At 71.9% G+C, this 17,310-nt stretch carries 14 protein-coding genes; 11 read left to right on the forward strand and 3 right to left on the reverse strand.

Features of this window, described 5'->3' with window-relative positions; translation table 11 throughout:
* The first annotated feature begins 29 nt into the window (after positions 1-29).
* From EF879_RS05950 to EF879_RS05985, 8 genes are all read left to right on the forward strand, one after another.
* Complete coding sequence (locus EF879_RS05950) at positions 30-1,316, forward strand: hypothetical protein (RefSeq protein ID WP_123555657.1); 1,287 nt, start codon at positions 30-32, stop codon at positions 1,314-1,316.
* 307 nt (positions 1,317-1,623) lie between these two features.
* Positions 1,624-2,472 carry a 30S ribosomal protein S2 gene (gene rpsB, locus EF879_RS05955; RefSeq protein ID WP_123555659.1) on the forward strand — a complete coding sequence of 283 codons (849 nt, stop codon included), beginning with the start codon at positions 1,624-1,626 and terminating at the stop codon, positions 2,470-2,472.
* Positions 2,473-2,601: 129 nt separating this feature from the next.
* Positions 2,602-3,432 (forward strand): translation elongation factor Ts, encoded by an 831-nt coding sequence (gene tsf, locus EF879_RS05960; protein ID WP_123555661.1) that lies wholly within the window; start codon positions 2,602-2,604, stop codon positions 3,430-3,432.
* Between the two features lie 175 nt (positions 3,433-3,607).
* A complete protein-coding gene (gene pyrH / locus EF879_RS05965) occupies positions 3,608-4,375 on the forward strand; it encodes a UMP kinase (RefSeq protein WP_123555663.1) in 768 nt (255 codons plus the stop codon).
* 61 nt (positions 4,376-4,436) lie between these two features.
* Positions 4,437-4,994, forward strand: coding sequence for a ribosome recycling factor (gene frr, locus EF879_RS05970; protein WP_123555665.1), 558 nt, complete (start codon positions 4,437-4,439; stop codon positions 4,992-4,994).
* Entirely contained in the window at positions 4,994-6,541 is a 1,548-nt protein-coding gene (locus EF879_RS05975) for a phosphatidate cytidylyltransferase (protein ID WP_123555667.1), read from the forward strand. Before frr ends, EF879_RS05975 begins: the two co-directional genes overlap by 1 nt.
* Before the next feature lie 100 nt (positions 6,542-6,641).
* A complete protein-coding gene (gene rlmN, locus EF879_RS05980; RefSeq protein WP_123555669.1) occupies positions 6,642-7,778 on the forward strand; it encodes a 23S rRNA (adenine(2503)-C(2))-methyltransferase RlmN in 1,137 nt (378 codons plus the stop codon).
* A gap of 95 nt (positions 7,779-7,873) precedes the next feature.
* Positions 7,874-9,121 (forward strand): DivIVA domain-containing protein, encoded by a 1,248-nt coding sequence (locus EF879_RS05985; protein WP_123555671.1) that lies wholly within the window; start codon positions 7,874-7,876, stop codon positions 9,119-9,121.
* An 84-nt stretch (positions 9,122-9,205) separates the two neighbouring features.
* On the opposite strand, the gene EF879_RS05990 is transcribed toward EF879_RS05985, so the two are convergent.
* Complete coding sequence (locus EF879_RS05990; RefSeq protein WP_123555673.1) at positions 9,206-9,472, reverse strand: hypothetical protein; 267 nt, start codon at positions 9,470-9,472, stop codon at positions 9,206-9,208.
* A 260-nt stretch (positions 9,473-9,732) separates the two neighbouring features.
* Here EF879_RS05990 and EF879_RS05995 point away from each other — a divergent pair, with 260 nt between their 5' ends.
* Positions 9,733-11,307 (forward strand): Rieske 2Fe-2S domain-containing protein, encoded by a 1,575-nt coding sequence (locus tag EF879_RS05995; RefSeq protein ID WP_123555675.1) that lies wholly within the window; start codon positions 9,733-9,735, stop codon positions 11,305-11,307.
* An 89-nt stretch (positions 11,308-11,396) separates the two neighbouring features.
* On the opposite strand, the gene EF879_RS06000 is transcribed toward EF879_RS05995, so the two are convergent.
* A complete protein-coding gene (locus tag EF879_RS06000) occupies positions 11,397-12,995 on the reverse strand; it encodes an NAD(P)/FAD-dependent oxidoreductase (protein ID WP_123555677.1) in 1,599 nt (532 codons plus the stop codon).
* Between the two features lie 169 nt (positions 12,996-13,164).
* Positions 13,165-13,893 carry a TetR/AcrR family transcriptional regulator gene (locus tag EF879_RS06005; protein WP_123555679.1) on the reverse strand — a complete coding sequence of 243 codons (729 nt, stop codon included), beginning with the start codon at positions 13,891-13,893 and terminating at the stop codon, positions 13,165-13,167.
* A 106-nt stretch (positions 13,894-13,999) separates the two neighbouring features.
* On the opposite strand from EF879_RS06005, the gene EF879_RS06010 reads away from it, so the two are divergent.
* Positions 14,000-16,273: an MMPL family transporter gene (locus EF879_RS06010; protein WP_123555680.1), complete on the forward strand. Its 2,274-nt coding sequence runs from the start codon at positions 14,000-14,002 to the stop codon at positions 16,271-16,273.
* Positions 16,274-16,658: 385 nt separating this feature from the next.
* Positions 16,659-17,234 carry a GNAT family N-acetyltransferase gene (locus EF879_RS06020; protein WP_123555684.1) on the forward strand — a complete coding sequence of 192 codons (576 nt, stop codon included), beginning with the start codon at positions 16,659-16,661 and terminating at the stop codon, positions 17,232-17,234.
* Positions 17,235-17,310: the final 76 nt, after the last annotated feature.

The raw sequence follows: 17,310 nt of genomic DNA on the forward strand, positions 1-17,310 counted from the left end.
CCGCCGGAGTTCACATACGGTGCCTGCCCGTGGATCACCAACGCAGCTATCCGGAGGCCGGAATTTCCGGCTGGCGGGCCGACGAGCAGGGATACGCCGACCCGCGATACCGGGAGCCCGGGGCGGAGAGCCACCCGGACGCCGCTCGCCTCGGCACCGGACGGCACGGCGGGCCGGGGTTCGGCGGCGCCCAGGGCGTACCCGTCGACGACGCGACCGAGCGGTACGGCGACCCACCCCGGTACGGCACACCGGAGCACCCGACGAGCGGCCCGGTACCGGGCTACCAGGACCTCGCGGCGTCCGCCGGCCCACCCCGGTACGACGACCCCGCGGAACCGGCGGGATATGCCGCGGCCCGGGGCGGCCGCCACGCGAGCCCCGGGCCTGCGCTGGAGGTCCCGCTGCCCGGAGCGGCGCCCGTGTCCCGGTTCGACGTCCCGGCCGGACCGGCCGACGCCGGCTATCCGGGTACGTCGTGGGAGTCCGCCGCCACGGAGGGGTTCCAGGCCGGCGTCGGAACCGCGGACAGCCTCGCGCCGGCGGGGCGGGAGGTCGGGGGCGGCCGGCACGAGGCACCGGACCACGGTGGCGCCGACGAGCTTCCGCGGCCGGTGAGCCCCGGCGACCCTGGGCCGCCGCCGAGTCACGGCCACGCCGCCCGGTCGGCGGAGCCCGGCGATCCCGCGCGGTCGGCGGATCCTCTGCTGACGGCTCCCGATCGTGCGCCGCTCGAGGGCGACCGCGACGGCGACCCGCCGGGCACCCTCGCCGGCGGCGGGTCCCCGATCCCCGGCGCCGCCGCGAACACCCACTCGCCGCTGCGGGGATACCCGGTGGTGCAGCCGGGGCGGGCCGCCGACCCGGCCGGGCCGCTGGACCAACCAACCGGGCTGGTGCCGCAGCTCGACGCCCGCGCCGCGGTCGACGACGTACCAGAGAACGGTGGCGCGGTGTTGCGCCCCCAGGTCACCCCGCCGGTCGCGGCACCGGCGACTCCGGCCGGTACCGACGGGCTGTACCGGAGCCGTCGCCCCGCGCTGGCGGTGATGCTGACGGTGCTCACCCTGATCTTCGAGGTGCCGGCGGTACGGCTGTTCCTCGATGGTGCGGTGGGCGACGAGGTCGCGCCGCGGGCGCTGCTTGCCGGAACGTTCCTGGTGCTGGGGATACCGGCCTTCGCCACCGGGCTCTACGGGCTGATGACCGGCGCCGCGGCCTTCGGAGATCCGGTACGGGCCTGGCTCCGTCCCCCGACCGGATACCTCACCATCGGGCTGGCGCTCTTCGTCGCCGCGGGACTGGCCGCGGGCTGAGCGCCCCGCGTCCGTGTGCCGTTGGGACCCGACTGGGGCGGCTGTCCGGTTCGGTCTGGCGGGGACCGGGTGGCCCGGGCGGGCAGGCGGGGGTTTCTACGCCTCGGAACGGGACGGGGCGTACACTTGACGACTGGCGACTGCTGTGCGCGGTCGACCTCGCGTGCCCTCTCCACGGTCCATCCGTGGGGCGACGGCCCCCTGGTCCCGATGACGACATCGGGTCCGTAGGCCGGCGATCAGGCGCCAGGACGCCAGGCCGCCGGCCCGGCGTGACAACCAGGGATAACTGAAGGAGCACCCCACAATGGCCGTAGTGACCATGCGCCAGCTGCTGGAGAGCGGCGTCCACTTCGGGCACCAGACCCGGCGGTGGAACCCGAAGATGAAGCGCTTCATCTTCACCGAGCGCAATGGCATCTACATCATTGACCTGCGGCAGACCCTCGACTACATCGAGAAGGCGTACGACTTCGTGCGCAACACGGTCGCCGAGGGTGGCAGCATCCTCTTCGTCGGCACGAAGAAGCAGGCCCAGGAGGCGATCGCCGAGCAGGCGACCCGGGTCGGCCAGCCGTACGTCAACCACCGCTGGCTCGGTGGCATGCTGACCAACTTCCAGACGGTCTACAAGCGGCTGCAGCGGATGAAGGAGCTGGAGGCGCTCGGCGACCTCTCCGGCACTGCCCAGGGCTACACCAAGAAGGAAACCCTCCAGCTCGCCCGCGAGAAGGAGAAGCTGACCCGTACCCTCGGCGGTCTTCGGGACATGCAGAAGCTGCCGGCCGCGATCTGGGTGGTCGACACCAAGAAGGAGCACATCGCCGTCGACGAGGCCCGTAAGCTGGGCATCCCGGTGATCGCGGTGCTCGACACCAACTGCGACCCGGACGAGGTCGACTTCCCCATTCCGGGTAACGACGACGCCATTCGTTCGGCCGAGCTGCTGACCAAGATCATCGCCTCGGCGGTCGGTGACGGGCTGATCGCCCGCTCCGGCAAGCGTCGCGGTGGCGACGAGAAGCCCGAGCCGGGCGTCGTCGGCGCCGACGAGCCGCTCGCCGAGTGGGAGCGTGAGCTGATCGAGGACAACGAGAAGAAGGTCGGCGGCGAGTCGGAGAAGACCAGCGAGCCGGCCAGCGTCGCCGCCGAGTGACGGCGCCTTCGGGTCCGTCGGCCGGGTGACGGCCGGCGGACCCGGCCGGTACTGGCACGGCGCCCCGAAAACCGGGGTACACCCGCAGTAGACACCGAATCAGCCGCGTTTCACATCGAAGAGAGAGTCATGTCCAACTTCACCGCCGCGGACGTCAAAAAGCTCCGGGACCTCACCGGCGCCGGCATGATGGACTGCAAGAAGGCCCTCACCGAAGCCGAGGGTGACTTCGACAAGGCCGTCGAGATTCTGCGTATCAAGGGTGCGAAGGATGTCGGCAAGCGGGCCGGCCGTACCGCCGCCAACGGGTTGGTGGCGCACTCGGGCAAGGCGCTGCTCGAGCTCAACTGTGAGACCGACTTCGTCGCGAAGAACGCCGACTTCATCGCCCTCGCCCAGCAGCTGGTCGAGCACGGCGAGCGGGCCGGTGTCGCGGACGCCGAGGCGCTGCTCGGTACGACCCTGCCGGACGGCCGTACGGTGGCAGACGCGGTCCAGGAGCAGTCCGCCAAGATCGGCGAGAAGCTGGTGCTGAGCCGCTTCGCGAGGCTCGACGGTACCGTCGCGGTCTACCTGCACCGCAAGTCGCAGGACCTGCCCCCGCAGGTCGGTGTTCTGGTGGAGTACACCGGCCGGACGGACGAGGCGGCCGACGCCGACGCGCGCGGTATCGCGATGCAGATCGCCGCGATGCGGCCGAAGTACCTCACCCGGGACGAGGTGCCGGCCGAGACGGTGGCCTCGGAGCGGCGGATCGCCGAGCAGACCGCGCGCGAGGAGGGCAAGCCTGAGGCGGCCCTGCCGAAGATCATCGAGGGTCGGGTCAACGCCTTCTTCAAGGACTTCGTCCTGCTCGAGCAGGCCTCGGTCGCCGACAACAAGAAGTCGGTGAAGCAGGTGCTGGCCGAGGCGGGTATCGAGGTCACCCGGTTCGTCCGGTTCGAGGTCGGGCAGGCCTGAGACGACAAGACGTCCTCTCTCGCCGGGTACGGCGGACCCGAGACCCGGTGGGAGGTCAACTCGGAGAGGAGGCCGCAGGTGTACGTGACAGGCACCGCGGCCTCCTCGTCACGTAGGGTCAGCAGCGGCAGTTGGGTGACGTGGCGCCGGATGTCGGCGTGGGAAGGCGGGTCGGATGACGCAGGTTGTGAATGACCGGACCTCGGCGGCGGACGACCCCACGGCGCCGCCCCCCGGGCGGGCCCGTCGGGTGGTGCTGAAGCTCTCCGGAGAGGTGTTCGGCGGCGGCGCTATCGGGGTGGACCCGGACGTGGTGCAGTCGATCGCGCGGCAGATCGCCACCGTGGTCCGCCGGGGCGTGCAGGTCTCGGTCGTGGTCGGCGGCGGCAACTTCTTCCGCGGCGCGGAACTGCAGAAGCGCGGGATGGACCGTGCCCGCGCCGACTACATGGGGATGCTGGGCACGGTGATGAACTGCCTGGCGCTGCAGGACTTCCTGGAGAAGGAGGGCATCGAGACGCGGGTGCAGACCGCGATCACGATGGCCCAGGTCGCCGAGCCGTACATCCCGTTGCGTGCCATCCGGCACCTGGAGAAGGGGCGTGTGGTGATCTTCGGCGCCGGCGCCGGCATGCCGTACTTCTCCACCGACACCGTGGCGGTGCAGCGTGCCCTGGAGATCCACGCGGATGTGGTCCTGATGAGCAAGAACGGGGTGGACGGGGTCTACACCGCCGACCCGCGGACCGATCCGGACGCCAGCAAGCTCGACCAGATCACCTTCTCCGACGTCCTGCGTCGCGGTCTGCGGGTCGCGGACGCCGCCGCGTTCAGCCTCTGTGAGGAGAACGGCCTGCCGATGCTGGTCTTCGGGGCCGAGGGCGACGACACCATCATCCGGGCCGTCAGCGGCGAGCGTATCGGGACGTTGATCACGGCGTGAGCCGGTTTATCGGAAGCCGGTTTATCGGAGCAGCATCCAGCAGAAGGAGGCGAGGGAGCAGGTGATCGACGACACCCTCCTCGAGGCCGAGGAGAAGATGGAGCGTGCGATCGAGCACGCCAAGGAGGAGTTCGGGGCGATCCGTACCGGTCGCGCCACTCCGGCCATGTTCTCCAAGATCATTATCGACTACTACGGCAGCCCCACCCCGCTGACCCAGATGGCCTCGGTCGCCGTGCCCGAACCCCGGATGGCGATCATCAAGCCGTACGACGCCTCCCAGTTGCAGGCGATGGAAAAGGCGATCCGTGACTCGGACCTCGGGGTGAACCCGAGCAACGAGGGCAACCAGCTGCGCGTCCTCCTCCCGCAGATGACCGAGGAGCGGCGGCGGGACATGATCAAGGTCGCCCGGCACAAGGGCGAGGAGGCCAAGGTGGCGATCCGGAACATCCGCCGCCGGGGCAAGGAGGAACTCGACCGGATCGTCAAGGACGGCGAGGCCGGTGAGGACGAGGGCCGGCGCGCCGAGAAGGAGCTGGACGACCTGACCCAGAAGTACGTGGCGCACGTCGACGAGCTGGTGAAGCACAAGGAAGCAGAGTTGCTCGAGGTCTGATGTCCCACGTCGACCCGTACGGCGGCGCGGAGCCGCGCGGCTGGCAGCGGCCGGAGCAGCCGCGCGGCCATGAGTGGTCCCGTGACGCCGAGCGTCGGGACGTCCCGCCCGGCCGATCATGGCCGGCTGCTGACGACGACACCCTGGTCAGGGCGCGGCACGCCGGTGCCGCGCCCGACAGCTATGCGGTGCCGTCGGACCGCTATACCGTGGCGTCGGACGGCTACCCGGTGCCCGGCGGCTACCCGGCACCGGCCGGCGGCGGCTATCCGACCGCACCCGCCGGTTACCCCGGCGCCGACTACCCGGAGGACGGCCGCACCGGCTCCGGGAACGGCTACCGTCGCCCCGATCCCGATCGCCGTTACCGGGAGCCGGCCAACGGACGGTCGGCGTACCCGGACGGCGCCGATCTCGGCGATGCCGGCGCGGACGTTCCGACCAATCCCATCGGCTGGCCCCGGGTGGAGCCGACGCGCCCGGCCGGACCCGGGCGGTGGGATGAGGCCGCCCCGGAGAGAGCCGGGCGGTGGGACGACGCCGCACCGGCGGAGTCTGGAGGGTGGGACGCCGCACCGGCGGGGACCGCGCGGTGGGACGACGCCGTTCCGGCCGACGACCCGGTTCCGCGGGGCGCCGAGCCGGCACCGGGGCCGGCGGACGCCGACCCGGAGCCGCCCCGGCGACGTGGCCCGGGCCGTCGACGGGCGACGCGCTCCGGCAAGCCGGCCGGCACCGGGCGGGCCGGCCGTAACCTGCCGGCCGCGATCGGGGTCGGCCTCGGACTCGGCGCGGCGATCGTCATTCCGCTCTTCCTGTTCCGCCCGGCCTTCCTCGTCGTGGTGGCCGTCGCGGTCACGATCGGCATCTGGGAGATGACCCGGGCGATGCGGACGGGTGGCGCCCACCCGCCGTTCGTCCCCCTGGTCGCGGGCGGGCTGCTCATGGTCGGGCTCGCCTGGTGGGCCGGGCCGGACGCGCTCAGCCTCGGGCTGCTGGTGACGGTGCTGGCGACGCTGGTGTGGCGGCTCGGGGACGGTCCGGCCGGCTACCAGCGGGACATGATCGCCGCCACCCTGATCGCCGTGTACGTGCCGTTCCTCGGCGGCTTCGCCGCGCTGCTCGCCGTGCCGCCCGACGGCGACCTGCGGATCCTGGTCACCCTGGCCGCCGTGGTGCTCACCGACACCGGCGGGTACGCCGCCGGGGTCGCGTTCGGCAAGCACCCGATGGCACCGACGATCAGTCCGAAGAAGTCCTGGGAGGGGCTCGTCGGCTCGGTGACCGCGGCGGCACTCGGCAGCGCCCTGCTGCTCTGGCTCCTGCTGGACGTCGAACTCTGGTGGGGGGCGCTGTTCGGCCTGGCCATCTCGGCGGCCGCGGTCCTCGGCGACCTCGCCGAGTCGATGATCAAGCGTGATCTGAAGATCAAGGACATGAGCAACCTGCTGCCGGGGCACGGCGGTCTGATGGACCGCCTCGACTCGATCCTGTTCGCCGTTCCGACGGGATATCTGCTGCTGGCGCTCATCGCCCCGGCAGGGTGACCATCGTGACGGTGTTCCCGCAGGTCACCCGGAACGCCCCGCGGGTTCGACACCTCTGGGCGGGTGCGTTGTCGCCAGGACGTGGGAGACTGGACAGGCCATGACGAGCCTGCCCGTGATCCAGACCGTTCCCGACACCCGGGTCGGGTCCGCACCGTCGCGTCGCGCGGCGATGCCGCCCCGGCACCTCGCCGACCTCGACCTGCCCGGGCGTCAGGCCGTCGTCGCCGAGCTGGGCGAGCCCGCCTTCCGGGCCCGCCAACTCTCGGCGCACTACTTCGGCCGTCTGGTGCGGGACCCGGCGCGGATGACGGATCTCCCCGCGGCCAGCCGGGGCCGACTGGCCGACGCGCTGTTGCCCGAGCTGCTCACCCCGGTCCGGGACGTCGCCTGCGACGGCGGCGCGACGCGGAAGTCGCTGTGGCGGCTGCACGACGGGTCGCTGGTCGAGAGCGTCCTCATGGGATACCGCGACCGGGTCACCGCCTGCATCTCCAGCCAGGCCGGCTGCGGGATGGCCTGCCCCTTCTGCGCGACCGGGCAGGCCGGCCTCACCCGCAACCTCTCCACCGCCGAGATCGTCGACCAGGCCGTCCACCTCGCCGGGGTCGCCGCGTCCGGGGCGCTCCCCGGGTCGCCGCCCCGGCTGTCCCACGTGGTCTTCATGGGCATGGGCGAGCCGCTTGCCAACTACGCACGGGTGATCGCGGCGGTGCGGCGGCTGACCGCGCCGGCTCCGGAAGGGCTCGGTCTCTCGCAACGGCACGTCACCATCTCCACGGTCGGCCTGGTCCCGGCGATGCGCCGGCTGGCCGAGGAGGGACTGTCGGTGACTCTTGCGTTGTCGCTGCATGCGCCCGATGATGAGCTGCGCGACGAACTGGTGCCGGTCAACCAGCGGTGGAAGGTGACCGAGGTGCTGGACGCCGCGTGGCACTACGCGGAGTGTACGGGCCGTCGCGTGTCGATTGAATACGCGATGATCAGAGACGTGAACGACCAGCCGTGGCGCGCCGACCTCCTCGGCCGGTTGCTGGCCGGTCGGCTGGCCCACGTGAATCTGATCCCGCTCAACCCGACTCCGGGGAGTCGTTGGGACGCGAGCCCGAAGCCGGTGGAGCGGGAGTTCGTCCGCCGGCTTCGCGCGGCCGGTGTCTCGACCACGGTTCGGGACACCCGCGGGCGTGAGATCGACGGCGCCTGCGGCCAGCTGGCCGCGTCGGCGGTGGCGGGGTGAGTGGACAGGTCATGGGGCTTGAGGGTGCTACCCGCGATGCCGACCCGTACCGCGGGACGGTATGAGCGGGCGAAGCGAGCGAACCAGGAGACATCGTGGCGAGTCATGGTCAGCGTTTCCGGCGCAAAGCGCTGCGGCGGGGCTACAAGGTCGAAGAGGTGGACTCGTTTCTGGACCGTGTCGAGGCCACGCTCGCCGGGGAGCCGATCGGGGAGCCCGTCGCCGCGCAGGAGGTGCACGACGTCGTCTTCCGGGTGCGGTTCGGCGGGTACGACGAGTGGCAGGTCGACCTGCACCTCGACCGGGTGGAGCGGCAGATCGCCGAGCTTGAGGAACGGCGGGCGGCCGGGGCGCGGGCCGCGGCTCCCCGGCGTAACGACCGGGGCGGCCATCCCGACCGGCCCGGCCCGGCCGATCGCCCCACCCCGCCGGAGCGGATGACTCCGGCCGACCGCATGGGACCGCCCGACCGGATGGGCCCGGCGGAACGGTTCGGTCCGCCCGATCGAATGGGTCCGCCGATGCGGGACGACCGGGGCCTACCTCCGGGGGCGCCGCCTCCCCGACCGATGGCGGCCCCGGCCGGCCCGCCCGGCGACACCTACGGCCAGTACGACGAGCCCACGGGCGCCTTCGGCGGCTTCGAACCGCGGCGGGGGGCCGCGGAGCCGCCGAGGGGAGGGTTCGAGCCACCACGCGGTGGCTTCGAACCGCCGCGCGGTGGCTTCGAACCGCGCGGCGGACCCGAGCCGCAGCGCGGTGGCTTCGAGCCGCCCCGGGGTGGGTTCGCCCCCCAGCGCGGCGGGTTCGAGCCGAGGCGGGGCGGCTTCGAGCCGCAGCGGCCGGTGCCCCCCCGTGGCCCGGGCGGGTCGGTGGGAGCAGGGTTCGACCCGAACGACCGCTTCGACGGGTTCGCCGCCGGCCGGCGCGCCAAGGCGGACATGACGGCCGAGATCCGGATGCCGGAGCGCGAGCTGCGCGGCCCCGGGCGTGGTTTCGGTGACGGCCCGGTGGCGGGCCCACCGCCGGCCGGTCCTCCTCCCGCGTTCGGCGCCGCTGCGCCGCCCCCCGGGCCGGGTTTCGGCGGGCCGGGCAGCGAGCTGGCGCGGATCGACCAGATCCGCCGGACGTTCCAGGTGCGGCGCTTCGGCAGCGGCTACGACCCGGTCCAGGTCGACCGCCTGTTCGAGGAGATTCTCAACAGCGTGGCGGGGCGTGGCCCGATGCCGGTGAATCCGAACGATCTCGACACTTTGCGGTTCGAGCTGGTCCCGGGCGGCTACTTCGAGGCCGAGGTCGATGCCGCGCTCAAGGAGGTCAAGGACCTGCTGCTCGGCAGGTGAGCGGGTCGCCCGCGTGTCCGACCCGGCTCCGGGAGCCGTCGGCGACCGGAGCCGGGGGCGGTGACGCCGGCGCGGGGATGGGCGTCAGGAACGCAGGCCGTTGCGGCGCAGGACCGCGTCGCCGATGACCGCGGCGACCAGGAACGCGGCGATGCCACCGAGCCAGAGCTTCGCCGTGCCGCTGACCTCGTTGTTGTTGAACATCATCGCCACCAGCGCGGCCGCGGAGAGGATCGCCCCGATCCGGCCCGCCTTGCGGTTCCCCGGCTTGTGTTGGTCGGGTGACGTCACCGGCTCGCTTCCAGCCACTTTCCGGTCCTCCTCACGATCGAATCCTGGTAAGTCTGGCATGCGGGGTGCGCGGGGCGTGGCGGGGCTCCGCACCTCCGGCGGCCGCACGACCGAGGATCCGCCTGGCCCGCCGGTCGCGTGACCGGGAGATCCGCCGGGCCCGCCGGCCGTACCGGGCGGTCGTATCCTGCGCGGGGACGGACCGGAGCACACAACCGGGCGTCGCGGGTCGGTCGGCCCGGCCCCTCCGGTAGCGTTTGGCGTACGCCGTGGTTGTCTGCGACCAGGACGGAACAGTCGATGTCTAGGGGGATTGTGCGGTGCGAGTGACCGGCACGGGGCACGCCAGCATGCGGATCGACACCGGCGCGGGGAGCATTCTCTGCGACCCATGGGTCAACCCCGCGTACTTCGCCTCATGGTTCCCTTTCCCGGACAATTCACAGCTCGACTGGGAGTCCCTGGGCCAGGTCGACTACCTGTACGTCTCACACCTGCACCGGGACCACTTCGACGCGGCGCACCTGAAGCGGTTCGTCTCCAAGAAGGCGACCGTCCTGCTGCCGGCGTTCCCCACCTCCGAGCTGGAGGACGAGCTGCGGGAGCTGGGCTTCACCCGCTTCATCCGGACCCGCAACGAGGAGGTCGTCGAGCTGGACGGCGGCCTCAGGATCATGATCCAGGCACTGACCAGCCCGACCGACGGCCCGATCGGTGACTCGTCGCTCTGGGTCGAGTACGACGGCGTACGCCTGCTCAACCAGAACGACGCCCGCCCGACCGACCTGAGCGCCTTCACCCGGCTGGGCCACGTGCACGCCCACATGCTCCAGTTCTCCGGCGCGATCTGGTACCCGATGGTCTACGAGCTGCCGACCGCCGCCAAGACCGCGTTCGGCAAGCAGAAGCGGGAGCGGCAGTTCGACCGCACATGGCGCTACATCAACGACCTCAAGGCGTCGTACGTCTTCCCGATCGCCGGCCCACCCTGCTTCCTCGACGACGAGCTGTGGCGGTTCAACGACATCTTCGGCGACGAGGGGAACATCTTCCCCGACCAGTCGGTCTTCCTGCGCGAGTACGCCAAGGTCGGCGGCACCAACGGTGTGGTGCTGCTGCCCGGCAGCGTGGCCGAGCTGACCACCGAGGGTTGTGAGACCACGCACCCGGTGCCGGTCGACGAGTTCTTCGCCAACAAGGTCGCCCACCTGGAGGAGATGCGGGAGCGCAAGCGCCCGATCATCGAGGCGGAGAGGGCGACCTGGCGGCATCCCGAGATCGACGTGCTCAAGGAGATGAAGCGGCGGATCGAGCCGCTGCTGGAGGAGTCGATCTACCTGGCCAAGGGGGTCGGTGGGCCGGTCCGGTTCGACCTGGTCGGCTACGACGGCGAGTCGGTCGAGTCGATCGTGGTGGACTTCCCGGGCAAGCAGGTGCGGCCGTACGCCGACGAGAAGGTGCGGTACCGCTTCCGTACCGAGCGGGCCCTGGTCGAGCACCTGCTCTACACCGGCGAGGTGGACTGGGTCAACTCGCTCTTCCTCTCCTGCCGCTTCTCGGCCGCCCGGATCGGTCAGTACAACGAGTACGTCTACTCCTTCTTCAAGTGCCTCTCCGAGGAGCGTCTCCAGTACGCCGAGGGCTGGTACGACGAGCACGAGCGGGCGGTCGACGCCGAGGACATCACCATCGGCGACTGGGTGGTGCAGCGCCGCTGCCCGCACCTGAAGGCGGACCTGAGCCGGTTCGGCGTCATCGAGGACGGCCAGCTCACCTGCCAGCTCCACGGCTGGCGGTTCGACCTGGAGAGCGGGCGCTGCCTCACCAGCGTCGGGCACCGGATCCGGGCGCGTCGCGCCGACGCCCCGGCCCCCGCCGCCGGGTCGAACAGCTGACCGTCTCGGTCCGGTTCCCGAGCGGGCGCCGGGCCGCCGGGCCGGACGTCGGGCCGACCGACGGGCGGGCGGTCCGTGGCGCGGTCGGCTCAGCGCCCCAGGTCGGTGAGGATCCGCCGGGCGGCGTTGTGCCCGGCGGCCCCGATCACGCTCCCCGCCGGATGGCAGCCGGCGCCGCCCGCGTACAGCCCGGGGAGCCCGGTCGCGTACGGCATCCGGTCGGTGAACGAGACCGTGTTGTCGACGTGGTGGATGTGGCCGCCGGTGATGCCGAAGTGCGCCTCGATCCCGGGTGGGGTCAGCGGTACCGCGTCCGCGACCAGCGCGGAGGTGCCCGGGGCGTACCGGTCGCAGATGGCGAGCAGCTTCTCGACGTACCCGGGCAGGAGGTCGTCCCAGGAGCCGTCGGCCGGGGCGTACGGGACGGACTGCACGAAGAGCGCGGAGGAGTGGTGGCCGGCCGGGTCCTGCAGCGACGGGTCGACGGTGGTGTGGAGGTACCACTCGATGGTCGGCTCGTCCGGCAGCCGTCCGGCCTTCACGTCGGCCCACATGGCGCGTAGCGCCGTCATCGGCGAGTCTCCGGACCCGCCCGGCAGCAGCGAGGCGGAGCCCGGAAGCAGGTGGATGGTGGCGCCGAACGGGCTCGGCGCACCGGCGGGGAGGCAGGAGAACGTCGGGAGGCCGGCCAGGGCCAGGTTGACCTTGAGGGTGGTGCCGGTACGCCGGACCGCCGCCATCCGCGTGGTGAGCGATGCCGGCAGCGCGCCGTCGGGCACGAGCGCCATCAGCCGGTACGGGTCACCGGCGCCGAGCACCACCTCGGCGGCGATGCCCCGTCCGTCGGCCAGTTCCACGCCACGGACCGCACCACCGGCGACGGTGATCGCGGTGACCGGCGTACCGGTGCGGATGCGGGCCCCGGCGGCACGGGCGGCGTCGGCGAGGATCCGGGAGACCGTGCCCATCCCGCCGGCCACGATCATCCAGGTGCCGCCGGCGCCGGGAAGCCGGCACATGTTGTGGACCAGGAAGTTGTGTCCGGTGCCGGAGTCGTCCGGCCCGGCGTTGAGCCCGGAGAGGCCGTCGGTGACGGCGTACATCGAGACCAGCAGTTCGGAGCGGAAGTCGAACCGGGCCAGGTAGTCGGCGACGGAGCCGCGTACCAGGTCGACGAAGGTCTGGCGTAGCGCGGGCCGGACGTGCCGGTCGGCGATCTCCTCCACCGGCCGTGGCTCGGCCAACCAGGCCGGCGCCAGGTCCTCCCGGAGCGCCGCGAGTTCGGCCTGCATCGCGTCGTCGGCGGCGACGTCGGCCGGGGAGAAGAACCGGGTCAGCTGGGCCCGGGTCGCCTCCCGGTCGACGCCGAAGAGCAGGTACGGCGAGCCGGGGCCGCCCGGGGTGGGGAGGAAGTAGTGCGGGTCCCGGCGCAGCGTGGGAATCTCGACCCCGAGGAGCCGGACCAGTTCCGGCGGCATCAGTCCGAGCAGGTACGCGCCGGTGGAGTGGCCCAGCTGCGGCACCGCCGCGAACGGCCGCTCGGTCCGGGCCGCCCCGCCGACGGTCTCGGCGGCCTCCAGTACCACGACGTCGAGCCCGGCACGGGCGAGCAGAACGGCGGCGACCAGACCGTTGTGGCCGGCACCAACGACCACGACGTCGGCCCGGCCCGGCAACTCGGCGTCCATGGTCGGGAAGCCTAGTCGGCGTGGTGCGCCGGGGGCGACGATCGCGCGTGCCGCCGCGGGCGGGCGTATTGGCGGAATGCTCCAACCGGGATTGTGAGGTTTCCTCAGACGCCTCCGGCTGTGGGTTCCGGTTCCGGCTCCGCCCGGGCACCCGCCGGGGACACCGCGGTCACCGGGTGACGGCGCCGGCCGGGGTGGCGACGGCGCCGGTGAGCTGTGCCAGGAAGCCGGCGAGCGCCGCCTCGAAGAGCGCCTGCGGGTCGGAGACCGCCCACCGAAGGTGGTTGTTGATCTCCAGGGAGACCAGGCCGTAGAGCATGGTCCAGCCGGTCAGGAAGACGTACGCCACCTCGACCGGGACGTCACCGTGGGCGCGGCGTAGTGGCTCCAGGGAGGCGGCCAGCCGGCGGTCCAGGACGTCGGCCGGGGGAGTGGGAAACGGTGCCCGGCGCCAGAGTTCGATCATGGGACGCAGGAACGCCATGCCGAACCGGGCGCCGGGGTGGTTCTCGTCCAGGCAGCCGTCCTGGAACGCATCCATCCCGGGGACCGTGCTGCCGAAGGCGAGGGTGAACTCGGCCGGGTGCTGGATCGCCCAGTCCCGGAAGGCCCGGGCCATCGCGGCGAGCTGGTCCAGCGGGTCGACGCCGACCGTGTCCCGGGCGTGTTCGACGTGCCGTCGCAGCTCGTCGAAGAGATCTCCGGCGAGCTCGATGACCAGCGCCTCCAGGCTGGGGAAGTAGCGGTAGATGGCGGGGGCGGTCATCCCCATGTCCCGGGCGATGGCCCGCAGGGAGATCGCCTCTGGGCCGCCTGTCACAAGGAGCCGCCGTGCCCCGTCCTTGATCTCGGTGACGGTGGCGGTGCGGAGGCGTTCCCGGCGAGTGGGTCTCGTCATAGCGACCTCCCTTGACAGATGCGAACGCCGGTTGCCAGAGTGAACGGCGTTCACCGAAATAACGAACCGTTACGTAAGACCTTAGCCGTCGGCGGGAGGACAGGCGATGTTCTTGTGGTGGGGCCGCGCCGTGGTGCGACTCCGGTGGGCGGTGCTGGCCGCCGCACTGGCGCTGGTGGCGCTGGGCGCGACGTGGGGAAGCGGGGTGTTCGGCACGCTGACCGGAGCCGGATACGACGACCCGGACAGCGAGTCGAGCCGGGCCGCGGCCCGGATCACCGCCGAGGTCGGCAACCAGAACGCCGACCTGGTCGTGCTCTACTCGAGCCCGACCAGCACTCTCGACCAGCCCGCCTTCCGGGACCCGGTCACCGCGGCCCTGGAGCGGCTGCGCCAACGTCCCGAGGTCGAGAGCGTGACGAGCTGGTACGAGACCCAGGCGCCGAACCTGGTCTCGCACGACCGACACGCGACGTACGCGGTGGTGCGGCTGCGCGCCACCGACCCTGACGAGCAGCAGGAGGCGTACGACGAACTGCGGCCGGCGCTGGAGGCACCCGGCGTCACCACCCAGGCCGGCGGTACCGTCGCCTTCCTCGCGGAGGCGAACGCGCAGATCAGCGAGGACGTCACCCGGGCCGAGGCGTTCTCGCTGCCGGTGCTGCTGGTGCTGCTCGTCCTGATCTTCCGAGGTCTGGTCGCCGCCGCCACCCCGCTGCTGATCGGCGGGCTCGCCATCCTCGGCGCGTTCATCGCGACCCGGCTGCTCGCCATGGTCACCGACATCTCGGTCTTCGCGATCAACATCATCACGCTGATCGGGCTCGGTATGGCGGTCGACTACGCGCTCTTCATCGTCAGCCGGTTCCGGGAGGAGCTCGCGGCCGGACACCCCGTGCCGAGCGCCATCGCGCGGACCATGAGCACCGCCGGACGGACGGTGATGGTCTCCGGGCTCACCATCGCGACCGCCCTGGCCAGCCTGCTGATCTTCCCGCAGGCGTTCCTGACGTCGATGGGACTGGGCGGCATGGCGGCCGTCCTGGTCGCGATGCTCGCGTCGCTGACCGTCCTGCCGGCCCTGCTCGCGGTCCTCGGCCCACGGATCAACGCGCTGGCCGTACCGCTGCCACGGTGGCGTCGCGCGGCGCGCGCCCGCACGGGCGGCGCGGACCAGAACGGACGGGCCGACGGGTACGCCGCCGGGGCGACCGCGGCCGGGACGGCCGGCGTCGGCTCCGGGGCCTGGGCCCGGCTCGCGCACAGCGTGATGCGGCGCCCCGTGCTGTACCTGGTCGGGGTCATCACGGTGCTGGCGGTGCTGGCCACGCCGTTCTTCCGGATGGAGGCGGGTGGCTTCGGGGAGAGCGTACTTCCGACCGACGCCACACCCCGGGTGGTCACCGAGCGGATCGCCGCCGAGTTCCCCGGGGGCAGCGTCGCCCCGATCAGTGTCCTGGTCTCCGGGGCCGACGTCGAGCAGGCTCGGCAGTTCGCCGCCGAGGTGGACCGGCTCCCCGGGGTGACCGAGGTGGCGGTGACGGCCAACCGGGGCGACTCGACCCTGCTGAGCGTCACCTACGAGGGTGAGCCGACGGGTTCGGTCGCCGAGGAGGTTGTCCACGCGATCCGGGCCCTGCCGGACCCGGCCGGCGCCGAGGTGCTGGTGGGGGGCCGGACCGCCGCGGATGTCGACATGCTGGAGAGCCTCACCTCCCGACTGCCGCTGATGGCGGCGATCATGGCTGCCGCCACCCTGGTGCTGCTCTTCCTCGCCTTCGGGTCGGTGCTGCTGCCGATCAAGGCGGTCCTGATGAACCTGGTCTCGATCGGCGCCTCGTTCGGGGTGGTGGTCTGGATCTTCCAGGACGGGCACTTCGCCGACTGGCTGGACTTCACCCCGACCGGGTTCATCGAACCCAGCACACCGATCCTGATGCTCGCGGTGCTCTTCGGCCTCGCCACCGACTACGAGGTCTTCCTGCTCTCCCGGGTCCGGGAGGAGTGGGACCGTACCGGCGACAACGTCGCCTCGGTCGCCACGGGGCTCCAGCACACCGGTCGGATCATCACCGCGGCCGCGCTGCTGCTCGGGATCGTGGTCGCCGGCTTCGCCACCGGCGGCGTGGCCTCCATCAAGCTGATCGGGATCGGGATGATCGTGGCGATCGCGGTCGACGCCACCCTGGTCCGGGCGCTGCTCGTTCCGGCCACGATGCGCCTGCTCGGCCGGTGGAACTGGTGGGCGCCGGGCCCGCTCGCCCGGGTCTACCGCCGGTACGGCATTCGGGAGTCGGCGGGCGAGCCGGCCGATCCGAGCCAGGACGCGCACCGACTGGTGGAGGAGGCGATGGTGTTGACCGAGTCGCGTCGCGGGTAGTGCGCGTCGCGGCTAGTGGTGGTCAGTCAACCGGCTCGGCGGCGTCTGCCGCCGAGCCGGTGCGCCGTCTGGTCCGCCCGCGACGCCACGCCGTACGTCCCCTGCTCTGTCGAGGGCGACGACGCTGGACCGGCGGTATTCGAGGTGCCTGCGACCGGACCGTTCGCCGTCGACCTGACGATCTGTACGGACTGATCTCGCGGCTGCGGCGCGGCGGGCCGGTGGCGGGGTGCCACCGGCCCGCCGCTGTGCCGGGTAGTCCAGCCGTAGCTGGTCGATTCCGTGTCCTCGGTAGAACTCCTAATACGATCAGCCGTCCAGTTGACGTCGGGTGTTCACCCGCGCCCGGCCGAGTGCCAGGGCCTACTCACTACGATCCGGTGCCATGGCGACGATCTACGCGACAGACCGGCTCGTTGTTCGGGACTGGACCCAGGAGCCCGCCGACCTCGACCGTGTCTTCGACATGTACTCGCGACCGGAGGTCGTCCGCTTCCTCAACGTACCGCTCTTTCCGTTGCGGGACCGGGCTGGTGCCGCCGAGACGGTACGCCGCTGGCAGGCCCGTAACGCCATATTCGGCGCCGGTTACGGCATCTGGGCGGTGCAGCGCCGTGACAACGATCTGGTGGTGGGCACGACGATGCTCAAGCCGCTACCCGGAACCGACGAGGCGAAGCTGACGGACGACATCGAGGTGGGCTGGCACCTCCACCCCGACTCCTGGGGGCAGGGGTACGCCACCGAGGCAGCCCGGGGAGCCATCGAGCGCGGCTTCGCCCTCGGGGTCGACGAGATCTACGCCGTCGTCTCGCCCGGTAACGAGGCGTCGATGCGGGTGGCGCGGCGGATCGGCATGACGGCGATCGGTCGGCGCACGAGCTGGTACGGCGGGGAGGAGCTGGAGACGTTCGTCCTTCGCCGACCTTGCCGGATCAGCGACAGCGGACGGGACAGCTGACGGCTTCCAGGCACATCCTTCGATGGCTTCCGGTGCGCGTTCGGTCGAGACCCGGTCCCGTTCGAGGCGTTCGGCC

It is taken from the genome of Micromonospora sp. HM5-17 (assembly GCF_003762835.1).
Classification (GTDB): Bacteria; Actinomycetota; Actinomycetes; order Mycobacteriales; family Micromonosporaceae; genus Plantactinospora.

Bases quoted from the DNA above. Each gene is read 5' to 3' on its own strand.
- rpsB (WP_123555659.1), top strand. From the start codon at position 1,624: ATGGCCGTAGTGACCATGCGCCAGCTGCTGGAGAGCGGCGTCCACTTC.
- tsf (WP_123555661.1), top strand. From the start codon at position 2,602: ATGTCCAACTTCACCGCCGCGGACGTCAAAAAGCTCCGGGACCTCACC.
- pyrH (WP_123555663.1), top strand. From the start codon at position 3,608: ATGACGCAGGTTGTGAATGACCGGACCTCGGCGGCGGACGACCCCACG.
- EF879_RS05975 (WP_123555667.1), top strand. From the start codon at position 4,994: ATGTCCCACGTCGACCCGTACGGCGGCGCGGAGCCGCGCGGCTGGCAG.
- rlmN (WP_123555669.1), top strand. From the start codon at position 6,642: ATGACGAGCCTGCCCGTGATCCAGACCGTTCCCGACACCCGGGTCGGG.
- EF879_RS05990 (WP_123555673.1), bottom strand. From the start codon at position 9,472: ATGCCAGACTTACCAGGATTCGATCGTGAGGAGGACCGGAAAGTGGCT.
- EF879_RS06000 (WP_123555677.1), bottom strand. From the start codon at position 12,995: ATGGACGCCGAGTTGCCGGGCCGGGCCGACGTCGTGGTCGTTGGTGCC.
- EF879_RS06005 (WP_123555679.1), bottom strand. From the start codon at position 13,893: ATGACGAGACCCACTCGCCGGGAACGCCTCCGCACCGCCACCGTCACC.
- EF879_RS06010 (WP_123555680.1), top strand. From the start codon at position 14,000: ATGTTCTTGTGGTGGGGCCGCGCCGTGGTGCGACTCCGGTGGGCGGTG.
- EF879_RS06020 (WP_123555684.1), top strand. From the start codon at position 16,659: ATGGCGACGATCTACGCGACAGACCGGCTCGTTGTTCGGGACTGGACC.